The sequence below is a fragment of the Pseudomonas sp. E141 genome (genome assembly GCF_052659885.1).
Map to the genome: position 1 here is coordinate 3,081,526 of NZ_CP084024.1, position 23,251 is coordinate 3,104,776.

Consider the following 23,251-nt stretch of genomic DNA (forward strand, 5'->3'; position numbering starts at 1 on the left):
CATAGGGGGGGCGCCACTCCAACAAAAATAAAAAATGCAGTGGAGAACGCACATGTCACAGTCCCGCACCCTGGACGTAGCGGCGCTTATAGAAGGTCGCAAACTTTCACGCTTCAACTACGTGGTGATTCTGGTCTCGGTTCTGATCACCTTCCTCGATGGTTTCGATTTGCTGGTGCTGTCGCACACGGCCTCCTACATTGCCGATGAGGTCGGTCTGGACAAGATCCAGCTGGGTGAGATTTTCTCCATCGGCCTGCTGGGAATGATGCTCGGTGGATTCTTCTTCGGCTACCTGGGTGACCGAATCGGGCGGCGTCCCACCATTCTTCTTTCCACCTGCTCATTTGGCGTGTTGACCTTGCTGTTTGCCTTGGCCAACAGCTATGAATCGCTGATGGTCCTGCGCTTTCTCAACGGCTTTGCCTTAGGTGCCATGCTGCCGTTGTGCTGGGCCTTGAACATTGAGTTCGTACCCAAGCGTTATCGCTCGACGGTGGTGACCATCATCATGGTCGGATTCAGCCTGGGCAGCGCGATGGCCGGCCCGATCACCGTCTGGCTGGCGCCGCATATCGGTTGGCAGGGCGTGTTCGTGTTCGGCGGTGTACTGACCCTGGCCGCCAGCGTGCTCCTGTTTTTCACCCTGCCCGAATCGGTGCGGTTTCTGGCCAGCAAACGCAAAGGCCCGGAAAAAATCACGGCAACGCTCAAGCGTATGGATTCGAGCCTGGATGTGCGACCTGGCGACCGCTTCGTCCTACTGGACGAGCCGGATCTGGGCCGCAAGGAATTTCGGGTCAGCCAGCTGTTTATCGGCCGCCTGAAATGGGTTACCCCGATGATCTGGCTGGGCTACTCCGCCAGTTCCATGGCCATGTACTTTCTCGCCTCGTGGAGTCCACTGGTCTATCAGTACGCAGGCTTTGACCGCGCGACAGCTTCGTGGGTCAGTTCGATCGCCTCGTTCAGCGGCGCAATGGCGGGCTTGGCGATGATGCGTTTCGTCGATACCCGCGGCCCTTACATGGTGATGATCTATCCGCTGCTGGCATTGCCTTTCCTGCTGGTATTGGGCATCACCGGCATGCAGGGCACCGCGTTCCTGATGCTGAGCCTGGTCGGGGCCGTGTTCGTCAAAGGCTCCCACTATGGAATCCTCAGTATCGCCGGGGTCTTCTACCCCAGCGCTATCCGCGCCAATGGCGCGGGCTGGGCCACCTCGATCGCCAAGATCGGCTCGATCCTCGGCCCATTGCTGGGCGCTTATGTACTGAACAGCGGAATGCCAGTGGTCAAGAGCTTCCTGGTCCTGGCCATATGTCCGGCAATGCTGGCCGCCTGTGCATTCGCGATCGGTCACCTGACCCGCCACGACCTTGCGGTGGATCCATTGCCCGCCCCGTCACAGACGTGACCGCCTGCCTCTGATTCACAACACCTTGAGCCACGCCTGCTGCGCCGCGTCGTCACCGACGCGGTCAGGCAAAACTCGCCCTGAATAATCGTATTCCCTCTCCTGAGAGCAATAAAAAAATGAACAGGAATCTAGCCATCTTCACCGCATTTGCCCTCTTCTGCCACGGCAGCTACGCCCAGGCAGACTTTCTCAAGGACAGCAGCGCGACGTTGACCACGCGCAATTTTTACCTCAATCGCGACTTTCGCCAGAGTGGCGCCCCCCAGGCCAAGGCCGAAGAATGGACCCAAGGTTTCTTCGCCGAACTTCAGTCTGGCTACACCGAAGGTACCGTTGGATTTGGTCTCGACGCCTTGGGTGAACTGGGGATCAAGCTCGACTCGGGCCGAGGTCGACGGGGCACCGCACTGTTGCCCTACGGGCCCGACAGCAACCAGCCTGTCGACGAGTACAGCGAACTGGGGCTGACCGCAAAAATGCGTCTATCCCAGACCCGGCTCAAGGTAGGGACCCTGATGCCGATTCACCCGCTGGCGTATTACAGCGACACCCGACTATTGCCCTCGACCTTCACCAGTGCCTACCTGACGTCGAACGAAGTCGAGAACCTGACCGTCACCGCAGCAAGACTGACAGCGGCCAACGGCCGCGACTCTTCCAGTAATGACGACATCAGCTACGCCGGCCAGAGCAGCGATCATCTGGACCTGCTCGGCGGCGACTATACGCTGGGCAAGAACCTGACCCTGCGCTACCACCGGGGTGAGCTGCAGGACATCTACCGCCAGCACTTTTCCGGAGTGATTCACGTACTGCCACTGGGAGAAGGCATGAGCCTGCGCTCCGATTTGCGCTACGTCGACAGTAGCGACACAGGCGCGGCAAAGGCCGGGAAGATCGACAACCGCAACTTCAATGGCATGTTCACCCTGACCGTCGGGGCCCAGCGATTCGCCGCCGCGTTCCAGCACCTATCCGGAGACAGTGTGTTCCCCGTGATCGACACCGGTACTCCGTATGTGGCGAACCTCGTCACCTATAACCCCTTCACCAAGGCCAACGAGAAATCCTGGCAACTGCGTTACGAATATGACTTCGCCGCCCTCGGCATGCCAGGCCTGACGTTCATGACCCGATATGTGAAAGGCAGCGATATCCGCACCAGTACGGTCAACGACGGCAGTGAGTGGGAACGTGATACCGACCTGACCTACGTCTTCCAGAGCGGTGCCCTGAAGGGCCTGAACCTGCGCTGGCGCAACGTCACGTACCGCTCTGGGGATGGTCTGACCCAGCAGCTCGATGAAAATCGCCTGATCGTCGGTTACACCTGGAAATTGTGGTGAACCCGGCAAGCCGGAACACGCTCACTTGGGTCTTACTGTGTGGAGAGCAATCATGATCCCGTCACGCGCAATTGACGTCGCCGCCTTGATTGAGGGGCGCAAACTGTCGAGTTTCAACTATCTGATCATCTGTGTGTCGGTGCTGATCACCTTCCTCGACGGCTTTGACTTGCTGATGCTCTCCCATACCGCCGCCTACATGGCCGAGGACATTGGCCTGGATAAGTTGCAACTGGGCAACATCTTTTCCATAGGTTTGTTCGGCATGATGTTGGGTGGATTCTTTTTCGGTTATCTGGGTGACCGGATCGGCCGTCGCCCGACCATCATCCTGTCCACCAGCGCCTTTGGCCTGATGACTTTGCTGTTCACCCTAGCCGATAGCTACGCCTCGCTGCTGATCTTGCGCTTTCTCAATGGCTTTGCCTTGGGCGCCATGTTGCCACTCTGTTGGGCGCTGAATATCGAGTTTGTGCCCAAGCGTTACCGTGCAACCGTCATCACAATCATCATGGTTGGCTTCAGCCTGGGTGGCGCGGTTGCCGGCCCTCTGACCGTGTGGATGGCTCCCCACTATGGCTGGGCCAGTGTGTTCGCGCTGGGCGGCATTGCAACGTTGCTTTCCAGTGTGCTGTTGTTTTTCACCCTGCCAGAATCGGTGCGATTTCTGGTGAGCAAGCAAAGACGACCCGAAACCGTGGCGCGGATCCTCAGGCGCCTGGATCCGGACATCGATCTTCGCGCCGGGGACCGCTATTTTCTTGCCGATGAAATCGACATCGGTCACCGACCTTTCCGTGTCGGACAGTTGTTCATCGGCAAACTGAAATGGATCACTCCCATGATCTGGATTGGCTTTGGAGCAAGCTCCATGGCCATGTATTTTCTCGCCTCATGGAGCCCGCTGGTGTACCAGTACGCCGGCTTCGACCGGGCGACTGCATCATGGGTGAGCTCCTTCGCCTCGTTCAGCGGCGCCATGGCCGGGCTCGTATTGATGCGAGTGGTCGACACCCGGGGGCCCTACGCCGTGATGATCTATCCCCTGCTGTCATTACCTTTTCTGCTGGTCCTGGGCATTGGCGAACTGCAAGGAGACGCCTTTATTGCACTGAGCCTGATGGGCGCTATTTTCGTCAAAGGCAGCCACTACGGCATCACCAGCATCGCCGGGGTTTTCTACCCAAGTGCCATTCGCGGCAACGGCGCCGGATGGGCAGCGTCAATGGGTAAGATCGGCTCTGTATGCGGGCCGTTACTCGGGGCCTACGTGCTCAACAGCGGCATGCCCGTGGTGAAAAGCTTCGCAGTACTGGCTCTATGCCCTGCGGTACTTGGAGTGTGTGCCTATGTCGTGGCACGCATTGATCGGCGCTCAACCGTGAGCGCCGAGCTTCTGACCACATCACAGCCCTAGAACCATTCAACGCAGCAGCGACGCAGGATCATGCAAGTCAAGGAGTCACGTCCACGACTTGCATGAGCGCTATTCGCCCGAGCAAGGGATCACGCGCTTGACCAGCTTACCGATGGTCATACCCTGGATCAGAATCGAAAACACCACGACCAGGTAGGTCATGCCAACCACGACGTCGCGAGCATCCCCCGGTGGCAACGACAACGCCAGGGCCACCGATATCCCGCCGCGCAGCCCACCCCACGTCAGCACGCTCCAGGAGCCTTCAGGTAACCGGAAACGCTGCCCCAGGACCGCTATCGGGACGCCTACCGTCAACAGACGGGAGAACAAGGTCAGCACGATCACCATCAAGCCCGTGACAATGAGCGGGCTGGTGAAGTGGATCAGAATCACTTCCAGACCGATCAGTACAAACAGGACCGCGTTGAGTGTTTCGTCAATCAACTCCCAGAACATGTCCAGGTTTTTCTCGGTCTGCTCAGACATGGCATAAGAGCGTCCATGGTTACCGACGATCAACCCCATCACCACCATCGCCAGCGGGCCGGACACGTGCAAATGAGTGGCCAGGGCATATCCGCCGAGCACAGCGGCCAGGGTGATGAGCACCTCCTCCTGATAGCTGTCGATACTCTTGAGCATGCGGAACGTGACGTACCCAACAACCGCGCCCAAAAGCGCACCGCCGCCCGCCTCCTCCAGCAAGAGCCGCGAAACGCCGGTAACGGAGGGCGCATCGCCACTGGCGATCATCGCCAGAATCAGTGAGAACAGCACAACGCTGACCCCATCGTTGAACAGCGACTCTCCGGAAATCACCAATTCCACGCTACTTGGAGCACCGGCGGATTTCAGAATGCCCATGACCGCAATCGGATCGGTGGGTGAAATCAGCGCACCGAACACCAGGCAGTAGGCAAGCGGCAACTCCAGGTCGGTAAAAGACAGCAGCCACCATAGCCCGAAGCCGATGAACAGCGTCGATACAGTCGTGCCAACCACAGCCAGGGACGCCACCTGCCATCGATAGGCGCGCAGTTGCGACAAGTCGACATGCAGGGCCCCCGCGAACAGCAGCAATGACAGCATGCCCTCCATCAGCAACTCGGAGAAATCGATGGACTCCACCAGTGATTGCTCGAGCGTGTGCAGGGAGTGAAAGCCCAGCGCATCGGAGGCCATGTTCAATAACGATAAGCCCAAGGCAATACCCATCACGCCAATGGCCGGGGGTAGCCCTACGTAGCGCCGATTGAGGTAAGCGAGTACTGCTGTGATACAGAGGAATATCGCAATAATGTCTAGCATTGGGCAGAGGGGTCCATTGGGTACATTTCAAGTGCGGCTAACGTTGCGTTCACAAAGCGCTGCGCCTGGCACCGACAAAAAAAACTAAGCCGTTGCGCAAACAAGCCTTGCGGCAAGCGCTCTGAGCCGCTGCTTCTCTTCATCGAGCACCAACGCGGCATCGGCTCGCGCGAGCAAGCGATCAGCCTGCCTGGTCGCGGCTGCGCTGAACAAACCAGGATTGATCTGGCTGAGAGCAATCAGGGCCTTCATCATCCGAATATCCACTTCGACAATGCCGGCGCCATCTCTGGCAATGGGACCAAAAAAATCATCAAACAGGTCGTCAACGTTCAGGCCATGCAGGAACACGCGGTCACATTCCGGTTGCGTTACCGCTTCATGAAGCTCAAACGTGCCCCAGCAGGCCAGGCTGCGAACACCACGGCCCAGCACGTCAATGGCCGTTCCGGAGTCGTTGACCGCACTTGATAAAGCCCGTGAGGCGATTTCCGAAAGCACTGACAGCCCGAAACGCGGATCATGTTCAAAGGTTCGTCGAACGCCGATGCTCAGGCAGGCGAGAACTTTACTGGCGAGCGGGTCGTCCCCGTCGAGCCCTTCCTCGCTGGCTCGCGCGATATGGACAAGCGGCATACCCGGGTGGACAAAACTTCCGGGCAAGATCTCCAGGAATAACTGCGCCTCGCAACCCCTGGCAACCTCATTGAGTGCCTGTACATCGATATGCTGGACATAACCGGTGGTGCCGCTGACGACCGGTCGCGCAGGCGACGGCATGACCCAGCCGTCGGGGTATGCACAACCGCCAAGAAACGGCCATCGAACTCGATGGTTGATCGCGGCGATGGTCGCCTTCTCTACGCGATCAATCGTCTCGCCGACCCGCCCCAGTTTGGACAGATGATTGATCCAGCGCAAAAGCATGTACACGATCAGAATCACCACGCCGATCGTCACTGCGAACAGCAAGACGCGCCCTTGCCCGCCGTAAGCGCCGGTACTCAGCGCGATAATGCCGACCAGACTGAACAAGAAAGAGCCGATAAAAGTGGCGAGTGCGTTCTGCGTCGTGGTGTCTTCAATCACCAGCGTTGTGGCACGGGGCGTGGCGCCCGTACTTGCTGCGCCATACGCCGCAACCATGATGCTCAAAGAGAAGGTGGTCACCGCGAGCATGCTGGAAGCGATGATGCCAAGGATGTTGTCGACGGCATCGGCGCCTATCCGGGCAGACAAGGAGAACGGAATCCATTCCTTGAGCGCGATGGCCAGCAACGCCGTGACCACGCCCAGCAGCGAAAACAACGTAGCCTTGAACCACAGCTGTTTAGTCAGCTGCGTCAACAGCCAGCGCCAGCGAGCAATCATGTTGTCTCCTTCTCAGTACGGTTGCAGGCGGGAAAATACCCGCTCATTCATGCGTGCCGGTTTGAGATCATCCGCCATTCCCAACCATCTGCCACAGCGACGCCCCCACCCCGGTAATGCTCTCCCCGGCAATCAACCCCGCCGCCGCGGTGATGGCAAAGCGTTCTGTAAGGCTCGCCCAGCGGTAGCTCACCAGCCAAGTGAGTACCGCGCCGAAGGCCATCATCAGCGACACCGAGGCCGGCAAGACGAACGCCAGGCCCAAAGCCGCCGTGCTTGGCAAATAACGGGCCCGGTGGGTGGGCAGTACGCTGTCGAGAATCCCCAGCAACAAGCCGGCCACGGCGCCGATGATGACCGCCCAGCGAATGCTTGCTGACAGCGAGTCCAGCCCCAGGGTCAGGGTTTGCGCCACGGCTTTCCAAGTGGCGACCGCCGGAGCCGGCCACTCTTGGGTGAGCAGCATCGATTGCGGGTCCGGGATCAGGGCCAGGTAGGCCAATACCCCAACGATGCTTCCAACGAAAATCCCCAGGGTCTGGGCGATCAACTGCTTGTGGGGTGTGGCGCCAATCGCACGGCCCACCTTGAAGTCGTTCATCAAGTCCGTGCATTGCCCAGCCGAACCGCCAGCGGTGTTGGCGCTCATCAAATTGATCGGCACCTGCCCCGGGGCGACGATGCCAAAACTCAGTTGGGACAATTGTCCGATGGCGCCGATGGGCGCAATGCCCGTGGCCCCCACCACCCGGGCGGCCACGGCAGCCAGGCAGATGGCCAAGGGAATGGTCAACAACGCCATCCAGGGGTTGATACCAAACAACAGCGCTTGCAGGCTCACCACCAACACGATAGCCACCAGGAAACCGCTGGCAGGTCCGGTCTTGGGCACCACCCAAGTCGTCCCGCCGCCCGCCTTGGTGGACTTGTGCAATGCCCACAAGCGAATCGCCAAAGAGGTCAGGGTCGAGCAGACCATCAGACTCACGCCCGGCCACAGCAGCCACTCCACCAGCGCCGCGAACTGCGGGCCACTGCTGTCCGGCGGCAGTTGCACCAAGCCTTGCCCCAGCAGCCACGGCGCCAATCCACCCCACGCCAACAAGGCGCCAAGCAGCAGGGTCAGGCCAACGCGAATCCCGATGATCCCGCCGAAACCCACCAACAACAGCGAAGGGTCCGCGGTAAACGTCAGGCGTTCCAACTGCGGGGTCGGCGACCAGCGCGGGAAAGCCCAGATGAAGGTATCGACCCACTTGACCAGCCCGGACAGCAGCGCAGCGCTGAGCAGCACCTTCAAGCGCTTCGCCGCTTCGTGGCCCTGGTTGTAGATGTGCAGAAGGGTCTCCAGGGTCGCCATGCCTTCGGGGAATTTCAGTGCTTTGTCATTGAGCAGCGAGGGTCGCAGGTACCAGGCGATCCAGATCCCCAGGAAGCTCACCGAGAACACCCAGGCGATCATCGGGATGACGTCCAACTGTTGACCGGTCAATAAGGTGTAGGCCGGGATGGGCGCAACCAGCCCACCGGAAATGATTGACGCTGCGGCCGAGGCCACGGTCTGGTTGATGTTGCTTTCGTGCAGCGTCCAGGGCAGTTGAACGGCCGAACGCTTGGCCAGGCCTTGCCAGATGCCATAGCCGATCAGCAAGGCAATGATCGACATGTTGAACGACCAGCCAATCTTGAGGCCCGCGTACACATTGGAAGGCGTCAACAGGATACCAATCACGATTCCCGTACTGACCGCTCGCAGGCTCAGCTCACGTTCGACAGGGTAATCCAGGGTGATGGTTGGCGAAGTTGGGTGCATGCGAATTCCTTATCGGCAATGAGACAGCGCGATCACTCAACGCGGCGACTTAACAAGTGAGCGCTGCATGGGCGGAAGGTTCACATGACAGGGGCAAGCCCTTGCGACCGCTTAACGCTCATATCGAAGTTTTCCGGGGGCGGTGACGAGGTCGACGAGGGATGATTGCTTCGTTATTTTCCGAGTACCGGACTCAGGCCAGCAGCTCGGTGATCCAGCGGGTTTGCAAAGCGATGTCCTGCACCTTCTGCTCGGGCACGGCTTGTCGCGCCCGGGCGAAGTGAGTCAGGGTCCGCTGTTTGAGGCGCAGCATGCGCTGCCACTTGGCCAGGAACGCCGGGCTGCGGGCGCGCATCTGCAATGGCCCGAAGTACAGCTCCTGCGCGGTGTACGTCACCGGGCCGGCGCGCTCGGCGACGATGATTTCGTAGTAGAAGCGGTTTTCCCGCAGCACTTCTTCGAAGCAGATGCGATAACCATTTTCCATCAGCCATTGACGCAGTGGCTGCTCGCCGCCGTTGGGCTGCAGGATCAGCCGTTCCTCACCGCTCAGGTGCGCCTGGCCGCCAGCGAGAATGTCGCGGATCGTCTCGCCGCCCATGCCGCACAGGCTGACTGCCGTGATCCCGTCTCCTGGCTCGATCGCCGCCAGGCCGTCGGCCAGGCGGACAATGACCTGCTGGGTAAAACCGTTCTCGCGCACGGTGCGTTCAGCCGAACGAAACGGCGTCAACGCCACCTCGCCAGCCACCGCTGTCGCAATCACACCACGGCGCATCAATGCCACCGGCAGGTAGCCGTGATCCGAGCCGATATCGGCCAGGCGCGCACCTGCGGGTATATGCGCGGCCACACGCTCCAGGCGCTGGGACAATGTCTGCTCGTTCAACGGCTGCTCCTGTTCAATACCGTTGCCCACGGTCCCGTCTTGTATTCGCCTTGGAGCGCGTGACCGCTCAAAAATCACGCGCGCACCTTAAACGCGGGCTGCTCCCATTACAATCTTTTCGAGTGAGCCGCGCTACCGCCCACGCTCCTTTGCCACGCAGCTTTTCCCATAGGGAATACCCACTGAAGCGGCAAAAAACGCCAACGAATTGGCGTCGAAAAATCCAAATCTGAATAAACCTGAACTAACGACATTTTTCCGACGATTGGCCCGTGCAAGCCATTGCTGGGGATTTGAATGCAGGCTCATCATCCGTCTGTCACAGCCAGCATTTTCAGGCCTGACGCAGATGTATTGATCGCATCGCTCTATAGGAGCATTCAGGATGATGACTGTTTATTTTGTGGTTATGGCTATCTGCAGCGGCGTTGAAGGTTGTGTAGAAGAGCGACAGCCGGGGCCGACTTATGCGTCCAGGGCTGTGTGCATGGACTCAGCCAGGACGATGGCGCCGCGCAAAGGTGTGAAATTCAAATGTCGCAGCGAACGCCTATGGGTGCCTGCCGAGGCGCGGGGCGTAGATCGGAACGAAAGTGTGGTCTCGACCGGAACGCAAACCCAGCCTTAGCAGCATGAGCGGTGCGCCCTCAGCCACTCAACTCGGCTTTAAGCAACGGGTCATTCAGGTACGCGACATTCAATCTGGTCCAGGGATTTATACGCGACTGCTCCGGTGAAAAAATATGGCCGGGAGCAATCATGAATCCCTTCGGCAGTAGTTGCCGGGTCAGCTCCCTGGCGTCGTCAATGTGGGCGAACCTGGCCCACAAATACAGACTCTGCTCTGGTCGGAAGAACACCTCGGCGCCTATCTCATCGAGCATTTGCAAACCTGCCGCAGTGGCACTCTTGAGCCGCTCCTGGAGGCGGATCTGATGTCGCAGAAAATGCCCCTCGGTCAGGATGACATCAATGGTTCGCTCACACAGCTCCGAGGTGCTGGTATGCAGGAGCATTTTCAGATCACCCAGTTCATCGATGACGTCCTTGCTCCCGGCGATAAACCCCACCCTCAATGCCGCGGAAACCGATTTGGAAAAACTGCCCACGTACAGTGAACGGTTCAACTGATCCAGCGCAGACACCTTGATGGCCGACGCGGGCTTGAAATCTGCCAAAGCGTCGTCGTCCACCAGAATGAAGTTGTGCTCATGGGCCAACTGCACCAGTCGATGAGCCTTGCCGGGGGAAATATCGGAGCCCGTCGGATTGTGCCCAACCGACTGGAGGAAGAACAATTTCGGCTTGTGCAACAGAAGATGCTGCTCCAGCACTTGCAGGTCCGGCCCGTCCGGCAATCGGGGTACGGATAACATTCGCGCCCCTTGCAGTTGCAGCTTGCCGAACAGCGGGTAATAACCCGGGTCTTCGACAAAAACTTGATCGCCCGGGGCAATGAAGCGGCGGATGATCAGATCCAGTGCGTGATTGGCCCCATGGGTCGTGACGATTTGCCGAGCACTGGCGGTAATCGAATAGCTCGCCAGTTTTTGCACCAGGTGTTGACGAAGTGCAGCATTGCCCAGCCGGTTGCCGTAGCGAAAAAGCGTGGTCACCCCCATGCGCATGATCTGACGGGTGAACTTGTCCAATCGCAGATCCATCAGCCACTCTACGGGCGGAAAACCTTCCCCAAGCGGCGAGTGACCCGGCTCACGGACAAATTGCTGGCGCATGAGCCAGATGGTGTCCATCGCCCGGGTAAAGGGCAGTGGTTCTTCCGGTTCGCTGCTACTCGGGGCGCCTCGTGTCACGAAAAAACCCTGCCCGTGATGCGCCTCCACCAGTCCTTGGGAGGCCAGCGATTCATAAGCGTTGATCACTGTGTTTTTCGAATGACCAAACAAGCGCATGCACTCGCGCAGGGACGGTAAACGGTCGCCCACTCGGTAGGTACCGTTGCCGATCTGCGTCACCAAGGAGGCCGTCAGCTCTTGGGCAAGCGTCAGTCGCGCCATTGTACGAAGTCCTGGATGAATTATTCGCAGAGGGTACAGCTTAGGTACTGTCTGTCCAAACTGTACCTTTTTTGCCAGGACACATACGCATAGGGTGGCAGGCATTCGAAAACAATAACTGCAACTGGATTGCTACCATGAGTATCGACTCCCGCCTCCCGATGTTCCGCAGCCTGTCGCCCGCCGAACGCCTGAGCCACTTGCAACAACTGCTTGAGCTTGCAGAAGATGACGTTGCCCTACTCCGCGACGCAGGCGCCCTGCCCCTGGAAATAGCCGATGGCATGATTGAGAACGTCATCGGAAAATTTGAGTTGCCCTACGCTGTCGCGAGTAACTTCCAGATCAACGGACGCGACGTCATCGTGCCGTTGGTCGTCGAGGAGCCTTCGGTGGTCGCCGCCGCCTCGTTCATGGCCAAACTGGCACGCGAAGCCGGTGGTTTTCAGACCTCCAGCTCGCTGCCGCTGATGCGCGCGCAAGTGCAGATCGTGGAAATCGACGATCCCTTCAATGCCCGTTTGAGTCTGTTGCGCCGCAAGGACGAAATCATCGAACTGGCCAACCGCAAGGATCAACTGCTGAGCCAGCTAGGTGGAGGTTGCCGCGACATCGAAGTGCATACCTTCGCCCAGAGCCCGCGCGGCCCCATGCTGGTTGCACACCTTATCGTGGATGTGCGCGATGCAATGGGAGCCAATACCGTAAACACAATGGCTGAAGCAGTGGCCCCGCTGATGGAGCAGATTACCGGCGGCAAGGTACGGCTGCGCATTCTGTCGAACCTCGCCGACCTGCGACTTGCCCGGGCCCAGATCCGCATTGCACCAGAACATCTCACCACCAAGGCCTACAAGGGCGAGGACGTCATTGAAGGCATCCTCGATGCTTACAACTTTGCGGTCGTCGATCCCTATCGTGCAGCCACTCACAACAAGGGCATCATGAACGGCATCGATCCTTTGATCGTCGCCACCGGCAACGACTGGCGCGCGGTGGAAGCCGGGGCACACGCCTATGCCTGTCGCAACGGGCATTACGGTTCACTGACGACCTGGGAAAAAGATTGCAAGGGCCATCTGGTGGGAACGCTGGAAATGCCCATGCCCGTCGGCCTGGTCGGCGGCGCGACCAAGACTCATCCGCTGGCGCAACTGTCGTTACGCATCCTGAGAGTGAAGAGCGCTCAGGAACTTGCCGAGATAGCGGTAGCGGTCGGCCTCGCGCAAAACCTGGGCGCATTGCGGGCGCTGTCGACCGAGGGGATACAACGCGGGCACATGGCTTTGCATGCACGCAACATTGCGCTTTCGGCGGGGGCCAGGGGCGATGAGGTCAATTGGCTGGTCGCGCAGATGGTCGAAGCCCGGGACGTGCGCTCGGACAAAGCCGCTGAGCTGCTTGAGCAAAAACGCGCGCAGGAGTCGGGCTCGTAGTCACGAACTCAACCACATCTCTTCACGCTCATAACAATAAAACCCCTCAGGGGAGGTGGGAGAATCCTTATGAAACCCGAACTGTTCGAAGTATGGGGCGACACGGTTGATGGTCGCCACCTGCTCTACTCCATAGGCATCGGTGCAGCCGTCAGCCTCGGCGCTTTTTTTATCGCCCAGCACTTGTTTGTCGGCTGGGTGGATTCCGTGCAAATGGCCCGCGCCTACGCGATGCTGGTAGGTATTGTCGGCTGCCTGGCAGGTGGCGCCATCAGTGCGCTGCTTTTCAAACCCAAGCGCAATGTCATCGAACATCTGGCTGATCCGGCCTGGCGCGCAAAAATCCTGATTGAGTTGCAGAACGAGTACGGCCCACTGGGCAGTCTGGCTGATCTGCCGCCGGCCACGATCGCGGAACTGCGGGAAATGGACCTTTATGAGCTGTTCGCCGATTACGAGAAAAGCCTTGTCGCTCCCGAGAAGAGCCCGGCTGCAACACCCACTGTTGGCGTCGGTGCAGTCAGTGGCAATGGAGGTCAATCATGATCGTTCCACTGATGGATCAGGTCCTGATGGCACTGGGCATGGGGATCCTGGGGGCGGTGATTTTTGCCGGGATCGGGCTGATCTCAGGGAGCGATGAAACCACTACCCTCGCCCCCTTGACCTTGCTGGTCGTCCTGCTGGGCGTACCTGCCCCCGGCGTGCTGACATTCTTTCTGGCCGGCGCCGTCGCCAAACATATGACCCACGCCGTACCGACGGCGCTACTGGGTATTCCTGGCGACACCATGGCGACGCCACTGATGCGCGAGGCCAACTTTCTGCGCAATCTGGGCGTACCCCACATTGCCCTGCGCAAGATGATTTCCGGGGCGGTCATTGCTGCGTTGATCGCGGTGCCAATGGCCGTATTGTTCGCGCTGATGCTCGCGCCGTTCGGTGACATGATCAAGCAGGCTGCGCCTTGGGTGTTCCTGCTTGCGGCGGTGGCGATCGCGTGGTTCTCCAAAGGCCGTCTGGCGGCCGTGCTGACGCTGATCCCGTTCGTCATGATCATTGTTGGCCTGCAAACCATGACCGCGCAGTTCGGCGTCAAGCTCAGTGTCAGTTACTTTCTGGGCATCGCAATTGGCCCGTTGATCGCCGCGCTGTTCTCGCTGCTCGCACCCGCCGAACGGGACACCATGCGACGCCAGCAAGTGCGCACGTTTTCCCTGTCGCCCGACGTAAAAAGCTGGGGTGGATTCTTTCCTAATCCGCTCAAGGTGCTGGACAGCAAGCAGAGCATGTGGACGGCCATTACGGCGGTGATCTCCAGCGCGACCTTTGTGTTCAGCCCAGTGGCCATGACCGTGATCATGGGCGAGCTCGTCGGTTCGAGGGTCAAGCATGTCTACCATCGCCTGACCACTGTCATCACCGCTCGAAACGGCGTTACGGAGTCAACCTACCTGGCCGAAGCATTGATCCCGCTGATCGCCTTCGGCCTGCCCCTGAGCCCTGTCGCAGCAGGCCCGGCAGCGCCATTGTTCAACGCCCCGCCGCGCTTTAGCGTCGACGCGACGACAGGCCAGGTGAACAACCTGCATTCATTGCTCAGCACCTGGGAGTTTTTTGGCTACGGCGTGTTGGCGGTGGTCGTGGCCATCCTGATCGCTTACCCCTTCACCATGAATTACGCCCACAGAGCCGCCTCCTACGTGTCGCGCAAGATCAGTCACGAAGCGGTGATCTCGACCTTTGTTGGCCTGATCCTGGTGATCGGCATCTGGGAAGGTGGCCTGCTGGGGTTGCTGGTGATCGTCACCATCGGCCTGCTGGGCGGTTTCCTCTCACGCTTTTTGGGTTTCAACATCGGTGTGCAGTTCATGGGGTATTACACAGCCGTGCTGTCTGTGCCTGCCCTGGTTGCCCTGATGAATGCGTGATGTTTTTAACTCTCTACAACAGTATTCAGATAACCAACAACGGTGATTCCAATGACCCTGAAAATATCGGTACTGACGGTAGGTGCGATCATGGCCCTTTCGGTTTGCACGGCAGCGTTTTCCGCCATGAAAAGCCCGCTGGTCGGGACATGGGAAATGGTCAGCGCAACCATTGAGCGCCAGGGCAGCCGATCGGATGCGTACGGCCCCAACCCACATGGATGGCTGGTGTTCACTGAAGAATTGACGTTCGTCGAGGTGCTCACCGATCCGCGAGTGCCCGCGTTTCGATCCAACGCTCGGGGCGAAGGAACCGATGAGGAAAACCGGGCAGCGATGGCTGGGAGCATCGGTTTTTTCGGACGATATACCGTCGACCAGAACGGCGAGTTCACCGGCAATACCGTCGAAGGATCTACGTTCCCGAATTGGGTGGGCGCGACACGTACTCAAGATGACCTGCAACTGAAAGTCGACGGCAACCGGATGGTGGAAAACTTCCAGCGCCCCGATGGCACGAAGGTTCACATCATCTGGGAGCGGGTAAAGTAACTCTACGTCGCGAGCAGCCCTGCGGGGCCGACTCAATTCATGAGTGGGCTGAGCACTGCTCAGCCCACGCTTGCGCACTGCTGGTATCCACTCGCCCCACGGCTTACCAGATCGGCACCGTGTAGAGCACCAGGAAGCGGGTTTGGTTTTCATCACGGAATGCCGCGCCGCTCGGGAAGTCGTTGCGATAGATCGACTTGCGCACCATCAACCCGACATTCTTCAGTGGACCACCCTGGATCACATACCCCAGCTCCATCTGGAACTCCCGCTCCTTGCGGTCGTCGGCATTGAGCGCCGCCAGCGCGATATTGTCACCGCGCACGTAACGCAGCCGGCTCTTCAGGCCGGGCACCCCGGCGGCGGCGAAGTCATAGTCGTAGATTGCCTGCCAGGTCCGTTCCTTGGCATTGAGAAAGTCCGAGCTCATAGTCAATTCACTCATGCCCATCAACTCAGTGCCTGACACATAAGGCGTCGCTGTGTCGCCGCTGGCGTGCATGTAACCCAGGCTCAGGTGATGCCCGCCAAGGCGATAGCCGAACAGCGCCGACAGGTTGCGGTTATCAACCTTGCCAGCCTTGGCACTGCCATCTTCGTCGCTGAAAAAACTGCGCAGATCAGTGGTCAGCGTGCCCTCGCCTACCTGCATGTTATGCAGCAAGGCCAGGGTGTTCTGCTGGTACAGGTCGGCCACTTCGGCGTGGTAGGCGCGCAGGCTGAGGTCTTTGTTTACCTGATAATCGCCACCGACATAAGCCATGTGCGATGAGGTGGCCGCACCGTTGAAACGCCCGTTCGGCGAAGCGATGCTCATCGGCTGGTAGTTAGTGGAGTCACGCCTGTTGATGCGATCGATATAGCCGGTATTGAGCGTCAGTCCGTCGATGTCCTTGGAACTGAGCGTGGTGCCGCGAAAAGTCTGCGGCAACAACCGCGACGGGCTGGCAAAGGCGAACGGCAGGAAAATCGACACATCGCCGGTCTTCACCGTGGTTTGGGCAAAGCGCATTTTGGCAGTCATGGCCAGGCGCGAATATTCATCCGCCGCGCGCTTGTCGCTGCTGGATACCGGCAGTAATTCGGTGCCGCTGCGGTCCGGTGACGAGTCCAGCTTGACCCCGATCAATGCACGGGCGTCCAGGCCGAAGCCGACAGCGCCCGGGGTAAAACCCGACTCCGCATTCATGATGAAACCCTGAGCCCACTCCCGGGCCGCGGTTTTCGCCCCCTCGTCCTTGTAATCCCGGTCCAGGTAGAAATTGCGTAAGGTCAATGTGCCGCGGCTATCGTCGATGAAACCTTCCGACAGCGCTGGAGTGGTGACCGCACATAAGCCCAACAGGACGAAACCGCGTGCGCAAAGAGGTAAGTCTGAGGTCGTCGCAAGGACGCCCCGGGGTGAATTCGTCATGTCCTATGTCCACTTATTGTTGTTGTTTTTTTGAACGTGATCGCCAGCCATCCAGCCGCGATCTCGGGCCAGAGAGTGGGAAAAGCCGGAGGTGCCGTCAATCCACAATGGCCGATAATCGAACATTAATATTCGTATCTATTTCCAATAAAACCTAAAAAACACACAACATCCTGTTGATTTAAATAGGTTTATATCGATGCATTTGAACATTTTCCGTTAGCGTTCACTTTTTAGTTATCTTTGTTAATCTTAATTGCGGCTTGGCATTGCTGGATGCGAGCAAGCCTGCGTGCGCCCGTCAGCACACTCACAAAAACAATAAAGAGGTTTGCCATGGACACTCCATCACGTCGCACGACGCTGACTATTGCCCTGTGTTTTATCGTCGCTCTGATTGAAGGTTTTGACCTGCAAGCGGCCGGCACTGCCGCCGCAGGGTTGCGTCAGACCTTTGCCCTGGACCCGAAAATGATGGGTTGGGTGTTCAGTGCCGGCATCATCGGTTTGCTGCCGGGAGCCTTCTTCGGTGGCTGGATTGCCGATCGCATCGGTCGCAAGAAAATCCTCATCGCAGCGGTGCTGCTGTTTGGCGTGTTCTCGCTCAGCACCGCCTACGTCAGCTCTTTCTCCGGCCTGCTGCTGGTGCGTTTCATGACTGGCCTGGGCCTGGGCGCCGCCCTGCCCAACCTGATCGCCCTGTGTGCCGAAGCCGTGGGAGAGCAACGTCGCGGTACGGCCATCAGCATCATGTATGCCGGCGTGCCATTGGGTGGGGCACTGGCGGCGGTGGTCGCCATGCTGTTTCCCGAACATTGGCAGACGACCTTCATCATCGGCGGCCTTGCCCCATTGCTGGTGGTGCCACTGATGATGGTGCTGCTGCCTGAATCCAACGCCTTTCGCCAACAACAAAACAGCGTCAACCCGACGCGCACTTCAACCGGCCAGGCCTTGTTCGGTGAAGGTCGCGCCAGCGTTACCCTGGCGTTATGGTTGAGCTACTTCTTCACCCTGACCGTGATGTACATGTTGCTCAACTGGCTGCCCTCGTTGCTGCTGGAACAAGGTTTCAGCAAACCCCAGGCAGGCCTGGTACAGATGCTCTTCAATATCGGCGGCGCCCTCGGCTCCCTGCTCGGCGGAGTGTTGCTGGATCGCTGCAACGGCATCAAGGTGGTGCTGTTCGTGTACACCGGCTTGCTGGCAGCGCTGGGCGGGGTTGGCCTGTCCGTGGGCATCATCCCCATGGCCATCGCCGGTTTTGCCGCGGGGTTGTTTGTGATGGCTGCGCAACTGGTGCTTTACGCCCTGGCCCCGCCCTCCTATCCAACGTCGGTGCGCGCCACCGGCGTCGGCGCAGCGGTAGCGATCGGTCGTTTGGGCTCGGTGGCCGGGCCATTGGCGGCCGGGCAGATTCTGGCGGCCGGAGCCGGCACCACCGGTGTCCTGCTGGCCACCTCGCCCGGTTTGGTGATTGCAGCCTTGACGATCATCAGCGTCATTGCCCGCTCGACTTCGTTGAACGTGTCGATGAGTAAGGTCAAGGCCTGAGGCCATCCGAGCGGCGTAGGTAAACAGGTGCTGTTGTGGGGGCTCAAGGTGAAGCTGTTTGAAAGGCGTCAGTTCCTGGCTTTATCGTCTGCAATAATCTCGAACTCATTCCATACCCCTGCCTCTAATGTGTAGATCAACAGAGGTAACGCGATTATGAACAGCGATAACGGCATCGAATCAGAAGCAACCTCGAGTACCCCGCCGACCGATACGTCTGGCAAACCGGTCGATAAGAATCTTGAGGACAGCGCTACGCCCCCCTCAACTCAAACCAAGGAGCAGGAAGCAGAGGAGCTCAGTCGAAAAATCGCGGAGATCGAGCGCAAGGTGGCTGACGGTCACTAACCGATTACGCCCGCATACACCGATCGATCGACATTGCCACCCGACAGAATCACCCCCACTGTCTCCCCCGCCCGAGCTTCACGTTCCTGAATAAGCGCCGCCAAGGCGGCGGCCCCGGCTCCTTCGGCGAGGTTATGGGTGTCGGTGTAATAGACGCGCATGGCCTCGGCAATTTCCTGTTCGCTGACCGCTACGATCCGTGCGGCCCCGGCTGCGTAGAGGGCAAAAGCTGCGGGGATCGGTTTGCGCACGGCCAGGCCATCGGCGAAGGTATTTGCCGAAGCGGTTTCCTGTATTTCGCCCGCCTCAAAAGATAACTTTGCCGCCGCGGCTTCACGGGACACCACGCCCACCACCTGGGTCTTCAGACCCAGTGCGTCGCGGGCGGCGATCACGCCACAAATGCCCGATCCGCAGCCAATCGGCACGTAGACGGTATCGAGATGCGGCGCGGCAGTGAACAGTTCCAGGGCGTAAGTGGCCACGCCTTTGACCAGTTCCGTGTGAAACGGTGGCACCAGGAACAGGTCATGCGCTTGCGCCAAACGGGCGGCCTCTTCACGGGCCTCATCAAAATCCCGCCCACACTCAATGACTTCGCCGCCAAAGCCGCGCATGGCATTGTTCTTTTCCACCGAGTTGCCCTGCGGCACGACAATCAACGCCTTCAAACCCAGCGCGCTCGCCGCCAGCGCCAGGCTCTGGCCATGATTGCCGCGGGTGGCGGTGACGATGCCCTTCGCACCGGGATGTTCACGTTTGAGCCAATGCATGAAGGTGATGCCGCCGCGTATCTTGAAAGCGCCGGTGGGAGTGTGGTTCTCGTGCTTGACCCACACCGTGCAGCCCAGCCGCTGAGCCAGCAAGGGCCAGGCATACTGGGCGGTGGCGGGCATCACCTGGTACACATGGCGAGCCGCCTGTTCAATATCGTCACGAGTCAGTCGGTGCATGAAGTTATCTCCCTGAGTGGTTAGCCAGTCTAGGCATCGCCGCCGTGGGTCGGCTTTCAAAAAACCGACCTGACTTTTGCGCCGCTTCTTCACTACTATGGCGCTCATGAACCATCAAAACCGCCTACAGCCATCGCCCTTGTCTGAACCGGTCCGCCGTGTCGAGACTGGGTCCTGGGCGATCGAATTGTTGCCCAGCGCCGCTTACTCGACCCGCTATGTGGCGGCCCAGGCCTCCATCGGGTTTGCCTTCGACAGCCAGCGCGGCCTGCACGCCTTGGGCAGCGACCGGGTGCATCCTTTCGAGGCCATGCCCAACGGCCTGGCATTCGTTCCCGCCGGCTGCGACGTGTTCTCCGAGTCGCTCATGGGCGGTGAATACCTGCGCGTAACGCGGACCGACGGTATCCCCCTGAGCGGGGATCACCCATTCAACAATCACATCGATCAACAGGCCATTGACCTCGCGCTGCGAATGCGCGGCGCGCTGTTACGTGCCTGCGTGGAAGATGACTGGGAAACCTGGGCCTTGGCGCTGGCGCAACGGGCAACCGGTGATAGCGCGTTGTCGACACCGGACCAAGGCGCTATCACTCCCCGGCGCATGCGCCTGCTTGATGAGTTTATCGAAGCAAATCTTGAAGGGCCGCTGGGCGTGTCAGCGATGGCAGGTTTGCTGGGGTTGTCCGAAGGATATTTCATGCGGGCCTTCAAGCTCGCCACGGGCAAAAGCCCGCACAGCTACCTGATCGACCGGCGTCTGGCCAAGGCCCGGGCACTGATGCGTGATTCCACCGCCAGGCTGTCGGAAATCGCCCTCGCCTGCGGGTTCAATTCCCAGGCGCACATGGCAACCACGTTCAAGCAACGGCTCGGGGTGAGCCCGATGCAGTTGCGCTAGACCGCCAAAACACTGCAAGGCACCTGATACAAGATATGCTCGGTGGTGCTGCCAAGCAGTTTCTCCCCGCCAGGGTCCTGGACTCTGCCCATCACGATGACGTCCATGTGATGTGTGTTGGCAAACTCACTCAGCGCCGCAACCGGGTGTCCCAGAACGAAATGCCTGCGGCCAGGCGGAACGTTGTATCGACTGGCCAGTTTCAGAAACGATTGTTCCAACGCTTTGCGTTGCCATCGGGTCAGCTCCGACAGCGTTAAGCCTGTGTCTGACGCTTGGTAGTCTTGGGATATGTCGTAGGCATACAGCAAGTGCAGTTCAGCATCACACTGTTCGGCGAGACTGCAGGCCTGGCGAATAACGCGATCATTGAGTTCATTTTGTCCAGGCTCGGCCAGCGACGCCTCTACCGCCGCCACGACCTTGCGCGGCAAGGCAGGTCGAACCCCGCCCACCAGATACACCGGTACCGGTGAGTAACGCAGCAGGTGCCAGTCCAACGGGGTGAAAAAAGCACGCTTGAGCACCGACTCATGTTGGATTTCCTTGATCAACAGGTCAGGCTGCAATTCGCTGAAGTGGTCCAGGATGTCCTTTTCCATGTCATCAGCCCACGCCAGCTCGGTGGTCACATCGACCCCTCTGGCATGTAGCTTTTTCGCCTGTTCCCCCAACCAGTCGCGGTGGTCCTGCAGGTAACGCTCGCGTGTCTTTTCACGGTCACCCTCTTCAAGCAGCGACAACAGGTTCAAGGCAGGAATCAACGCCGCTATATGCAAGCGTGCAGCGCTGGCCTTGGCAAGCGCTGCGGCATGGTCGATCACCGGAGAATGGCGCAGGGCCAGGTGGGTGATGAGTAACAGCTGTTGATACCGGCCCATGATCTGCCTCCAGACAGGTGAAACTCAACCTCCGCCACTGCCAGCTACACATTCAGCCGTGACATCTGCGCCGGATCGGGCACCAGCGTCATTTCAGACTGCGCCGTCGGAAGGTGCCTGACGTTGATAAATATCAACCGGAGCAAGGCTGCCGTTCTTCACGCCGCCGGCAGGCCTCAGCGGCATAGAGGCAGCGGTCTAACCGTATCGTTTGGCCTGCTGCGGCGCTGCGTCGGCTGGCAACTTGATCATCAGGACGCTGCACATGGGGTCTTCGAGTATTCCTTCAGCGGTCAAGCCGATATCAGAGGCCTGCGTATGATGATCGGCCGCACCGATGACCAACAGGTTGTAAGCACTGCGCTGCAGATAAGCATGAATTGCATTCGCCGGAGCGCCGGGAATGAAGTGCCGATGCTGGCTGGCAATACCATGCTGGCTGGCCAAGGCATCGAACGCCTGTACCTGGGCCTCATAGAGGGACAGGTCACCGTGGCTGGCAGCGGCACAGTCGTAAACGCTGATCACGTGCAATGAGGCACCGCAGGCGTTTGCCAGGTGCCTGGCCGCCTCGATGAGCGAATGATTGTCGCGGTTTCCTTTCGCCTGTGACTCCATGTCAACCGCTACCAGAAACTTGCTGGGTGTCTGAATCGGGCCCGGCAACACATAAAGCACGGCAATCGGGCTGACGCTCAAGAGTTCCCAGTCCAGTGCTGACAAACCGCGCTGCGCCAGGCCTGGGCGTTCCTGGATGTCCTTGATGATCAAGTCCGCTTCAACACGCTGCGCATAGGCAACGCATTCGACTGCCGAGGAACTGGCGCATACCAGCTCTGGATGGACATCCACGCCTTTTTCCTGCAGGTGCGCACTTTCACTTTCCAGCCATTTGCGACGCGACGACATTAAGTTATCGCGCACGATGTCGGGCCTCTCGGTGACTGCATGGCCGGGCGGCTCTACACCGTGGGGCTCAGTGAACATCGCCACGTGCAGTGGCACGCCCAGGGCGCGTGCCAGATCGCCGGCATACTCCAATCCGGGAGAGTGAGCTGCCTGAGGGGGGGCAAGAAACAGTAAACGCAATGGATGAGTCATTTCACACCTCGGCATCCGATGATAAAAATGGCGTCCCTGCGCATTCCTGCTTGGGTGGACAGGTGCCGCATAGAGCGGCTTTTTAGTCCTGTTGAACTTCATTCATGGGGCAAGCCCGTGGCCAGTTCGACATTCGGCACCCACAGGGCATCAATGCAGGCCGAAGCGTCCTTCTGCGTCACAGGTTCAAGGGCCAGCGGTTCAAGCAGGCCCCTGTCGACCAATGCCAGACGCATGATTCCGTTTTTGTCGAGAAGCGAACTTGCCAGACATTCACACAAGGAGCGCGGCAGCGCCTCTGGCAGCGGGCCTATATCGGCATTCTCCAGCTCAAGCTCATAACGCTCGGTACAGGTGTCTGCCAGATCCTGCATCGCATGGGTGGCGAAATACGACACCGTGAAATATCCCGAGGTCAGCACCGCCAGAACCGACAGCAAAATGGCTGCCTGACGTTTTCTCGAGCGTGTGCCCCGAAGATGCAAAAACCCGGGCAATGCGGATTTGCTCCGGTCCTGAACCACCTGCGCCCCGCTGATGGGTCTGTTGTTTGTCATGACCGTATCTCTGCCCCATGCTTATCAAAAGAATGGCG

At 59.1% G+C, this 23,251-nt stretch carries 20 protein-coding genes; 10 read left to right on the forward strand and 10 right to left on the reverse strand.

Annotated elements, in window-relative coordinates:
* Positions 1 to 52 precede the first annotated feature (52 nt).
* From GKKCFE_RS13750 to GKKCFE_RS13760, 3 genes are all read left to right on the forward strand, one after another.
* The gene (locus tag GKKCFE_RS13750) at positions 53 to 1,417 is read left to right on the forward strand and encodes an MFS transporter (protein WP_047225575.1); all 1,365 of its coding nucleotides are present in this window, start codon (positions 53 to 55) and stop codon (positions 1,415 to 1,417) included.
* A 119-nt stretch (positions 1,418 to 1,536) separates the two neighbouring features.
* Positions 1,537 to 2,766, forward strand: coding sequence for an OprD family porin (locus tag GKKCFE_RS13755; protein ID WP_445576639.1), 1,230 nt, complete (start codon positions 1,537 to 1,539; stop codon positions 2,764 to 2,766).
* 52 nt (positions 2,767 to 2,818) lie between these two features.
* On the forward strand, positions 2,819 to 4,183 hold the full coding sequence (locus GKKCFE_RS13760) for an MFS transporter (RefSeq protein ID WP_445576640.1): 1,365 nt from the start codon (positions 2,819 to 2,821) through the stop codon (positions 4,181 to 4,183).
* Positions 4,184 to 4,252: 69 nt separating this feature from the next.
* Here the strand turns inward: GKKCFE_RS13760 and GKKCFE_RS13765 are convergent, their stop codons facing one another.
* The 5 genes from GKKCFE_RS13765 to GKKCFE_RS13785 form a co-directional block, all read right to left on the reverse strand.
* Positions 4,253 to 5,494, reverse strand: coding sequence for a cation:proton antiporter (locus GKKCFE_RS13765; protein ID WP_445576641.1), 1,242 nt, complete (start codon positions 5,492 to 5,494; stop codon positions 4,253 to 4,255).
* Between the two features lie 84 nt (positions 5,495 to 5,578).
* The gene (locus GKKCFE_RS13770; protein ID WP_445576642.1) at positions 5,579 to 6,865 is read right to left on the reverse strand and encodes a DUF2254 domain-containing protein; all 1,287 of its coding nucleotides are present in this window, start codon (positions 6,863 to 6,865) and stop codon (positions 5,579 to 5,581) included.
* A gap of 67 nt (positions 6,866 to 6,932) precedes the next feature.
* Positions 6,933 to 8,678 carry an OPT family oligopeptide transporter gene (locus tag GKKCFE_RS13775; protein ID WP_445576643.1) on the reverse strand — a complete coding sequence of 582 codons (1,746 nt, stop codon included), beginning with the start codon at positions 8,676 to 8,678 and terminating at the stop codon, positions 6,933 to 6,935.
* Positions 8,679 to 8,871: 193 nt separating this feature from the next.
* Positions 8,872 to 9,567, reverse strand: coding sequence for a tRNA (adenine(22)-N(1))-methyltransferase (locus GKKCFE_RS13780; protein ID WP_445578042.1), 696 nt, complete (start codon positions 9,565 to 9,567; stop codon positions 8,872 to 8,874).
* A 647-nt stretch (positions 9,568 to 10,214) separates the two neighbouring features.
* Positions 10,215 to 11,585, reverse strand: a complete 1,371-nt coding sequence (locus GKKCFE_RS13785; RefSeq protein WP_445576644.1) for an aminotransferase-like domain-containing protein — start codon at positions 11,583 to 11,585, stop codon at positions 10,215 to 10,217.
* Between the two features lie 137 nt (positions 11,586 to 11,722).
* Between GKKCFE_RS13785 and GKKCFE_RS13790 the strand changes: the two genes are divergently transcribed.
* The 4 genes from GKKCFE_RS13790 (at position 11,723) to GKKCFE_RS13805 (ending at position 15,504) form a co-directional block, all read left to right on the forward strand.
* Positions 11,723 to 13,021 (forward strand): hydroxymethylglutaryl-CoA reductase, degradative, encoded by a 1,299-nt coding sequence (locus tag GKKCFE_RS13790; protein WP_445576645.1) that lies wholly within the window; start codon positions 11,723 to 11,725, stop codon positions 13,019 to 13,021.
* 69 nt (positions 13,022 to 13,090) lie between these two features.
* Entirely contained in the window at positions 13,091 to 13,567 is a 477-nt protein-coding gene (locus GKKCFE_RS13795) for a hypothetical protein (RefSeq protein ID WP_107322835.1), read from the forward strand.
* Positions 13,564 to 14,952, forward strand: coding sequence for a tripartite tricarboxylate transporter permease (locus GKKCFE_RS13800; RefSeq protein ID WP_080962847.1), 1,389 nt, complete (start codon positions 13,564 to 13,566; stop codon positions 14,950 to 14,952). Before GKKCFE_RS13795 ends, GKKCFE_RS13800 begins: the two co-directional genes overlap by 4 nt.
* Before the next feature lie 51 nt (positions 14,953 to 15,003).
* A complete protein-coding gene (locus tag GKKCFE_RS13805) occupies positions 15,004 to 15,504 on the forward strand; it encodes a lipocalin-like domain-containing protein (protein ID WP_445576646.1) in 501 nt (166 codons plus the stop codon).
* Between the two features lie 103 nt (positions 15,505 to 15,607).
* Here the strand turns inward: GKKCFE_RS13805 and GKKCFE_RS13810 are convergent, their stop codons facing one another.
* Entirely contained in the window at positions 15,608 to 16,918 is a 1,311-nt protein-coding gene (locus GKKCFE_RS13810) for an OprD family porin (RefSeq protein ID WP_445576647.1), read from the reverse strand.
* A 336-nt stretch (positions 16,919 to 17,254) separates the two neighbouring features.
* On the opposite strand from GKKCFE_RS13810, the gene mhpT reads away from it, so the two are divergent.
* Complete coding sequence (gene mhpT, locus GKKCFE_RS13815; RefSeq protein WP_240539566.1) at positions 17,255 to 18,472, forward strand: 3-(3-hydroxy-phenyl)propionate transporter MhpT; 1,218 nt, start codon at positions 17,255 to 17,257, stop codon at positions 18,470 to 18,472.
* 156 nt (positions 18,473 to 18,628) lie between these two features.
* Positions 18,629 to 18,820: a hypothetical protein gene (locus GKKCFE_RS13820; protein WP_047225559.1), complete on the forward strand. Its 192-nt coding sequence runs from the start codon at positions 18,629 to 18,631 to the stop codon at positions 18,818 to 18,820.
* Here the strand turns inward: GKKCFE_RS13820 and GKKCFE_RS13825 are convergent.
* Positions 18,817 to 19,773 (reverse strand): threonine dehydratase, encoded by a 957-nt coding sequence (locus GKKCFE_RS13825; RefSeq protein ID WP_107322840.1) that lies wholly within the window; start codon positions 19,771 to 19,773, stop codon positions 18,817 to 18,819. The genes GKKCFE_RS13820 and GKKCFE_RS13825 overlap by 4 nt on opposite strands.
* Positions 19,774 to 19,870: 97 nt before the next feature.
* On the opposite strand from GKKCFE_RS13825, the gene GKKCFE_RS13830 reads away from it, so the two are divergent.
* Complete coding sequence (locus GKKCFE_RS13830; protein ID WP_223194323.1) at positions 19,871 to 20,674, forward strand: helix-turn-helix domain-containing protein; 804 nt, start codon at positions 19,871 to 19,873, stop codon at positions 20,672 to 20,674.
* On the opposite strand, the gene GKKCFE_RS13835 is transcribed toward GKKCFE_RS13830, so the two are convergent.
* The 3 genes from GKKCFE_RS13835 to GKKCFE_RS13845 form a co-directional block, all read right to left on the reverse strand.
* A complete protein-coding gene (locus tag GKKCFE_RS13835) occupies positions 20,671 to 21,555 on the reverse strand; it encodes a universal stress protein (protein ID WP_160892096.1) in 885 nt (294 codons plus the stop codon). The genes GKKCFE_RS13830 and GKKCFE_RS13835 overlap by 4 nt on opposite strands.
* Before the next feature lie 198 nt (positions 21,556 to 21,753).
* Positions 21,754 to 22,758 (reverse strand): universal stress protein, encoded by a 1,005-nt coding sequence (locus GKKCFE_RS13840; RefSeq protein ID WP_080962844.1) that lies wholly within the window; start codon positions 22,756 to 22,758, stop codon positions 21,754 to 21,756.
* A complete protein-coding gene (locus tag GKKCFE_RS13845) occupies positions 22,755 to 23,213 on the reverse strand; it encodes a hypothetical protein (RefSeq protein ID WP_445576648.1) in 459 nt (152 codons plus the stop codon). The genes GKKCFE_RS13840 and GKKCFE_RS13845 overlap by 4 nt, the downstream gene beginning before the upstream one ends.
* Positions 23,214 to 23,251: the final 38 nt, after the last annotated feature.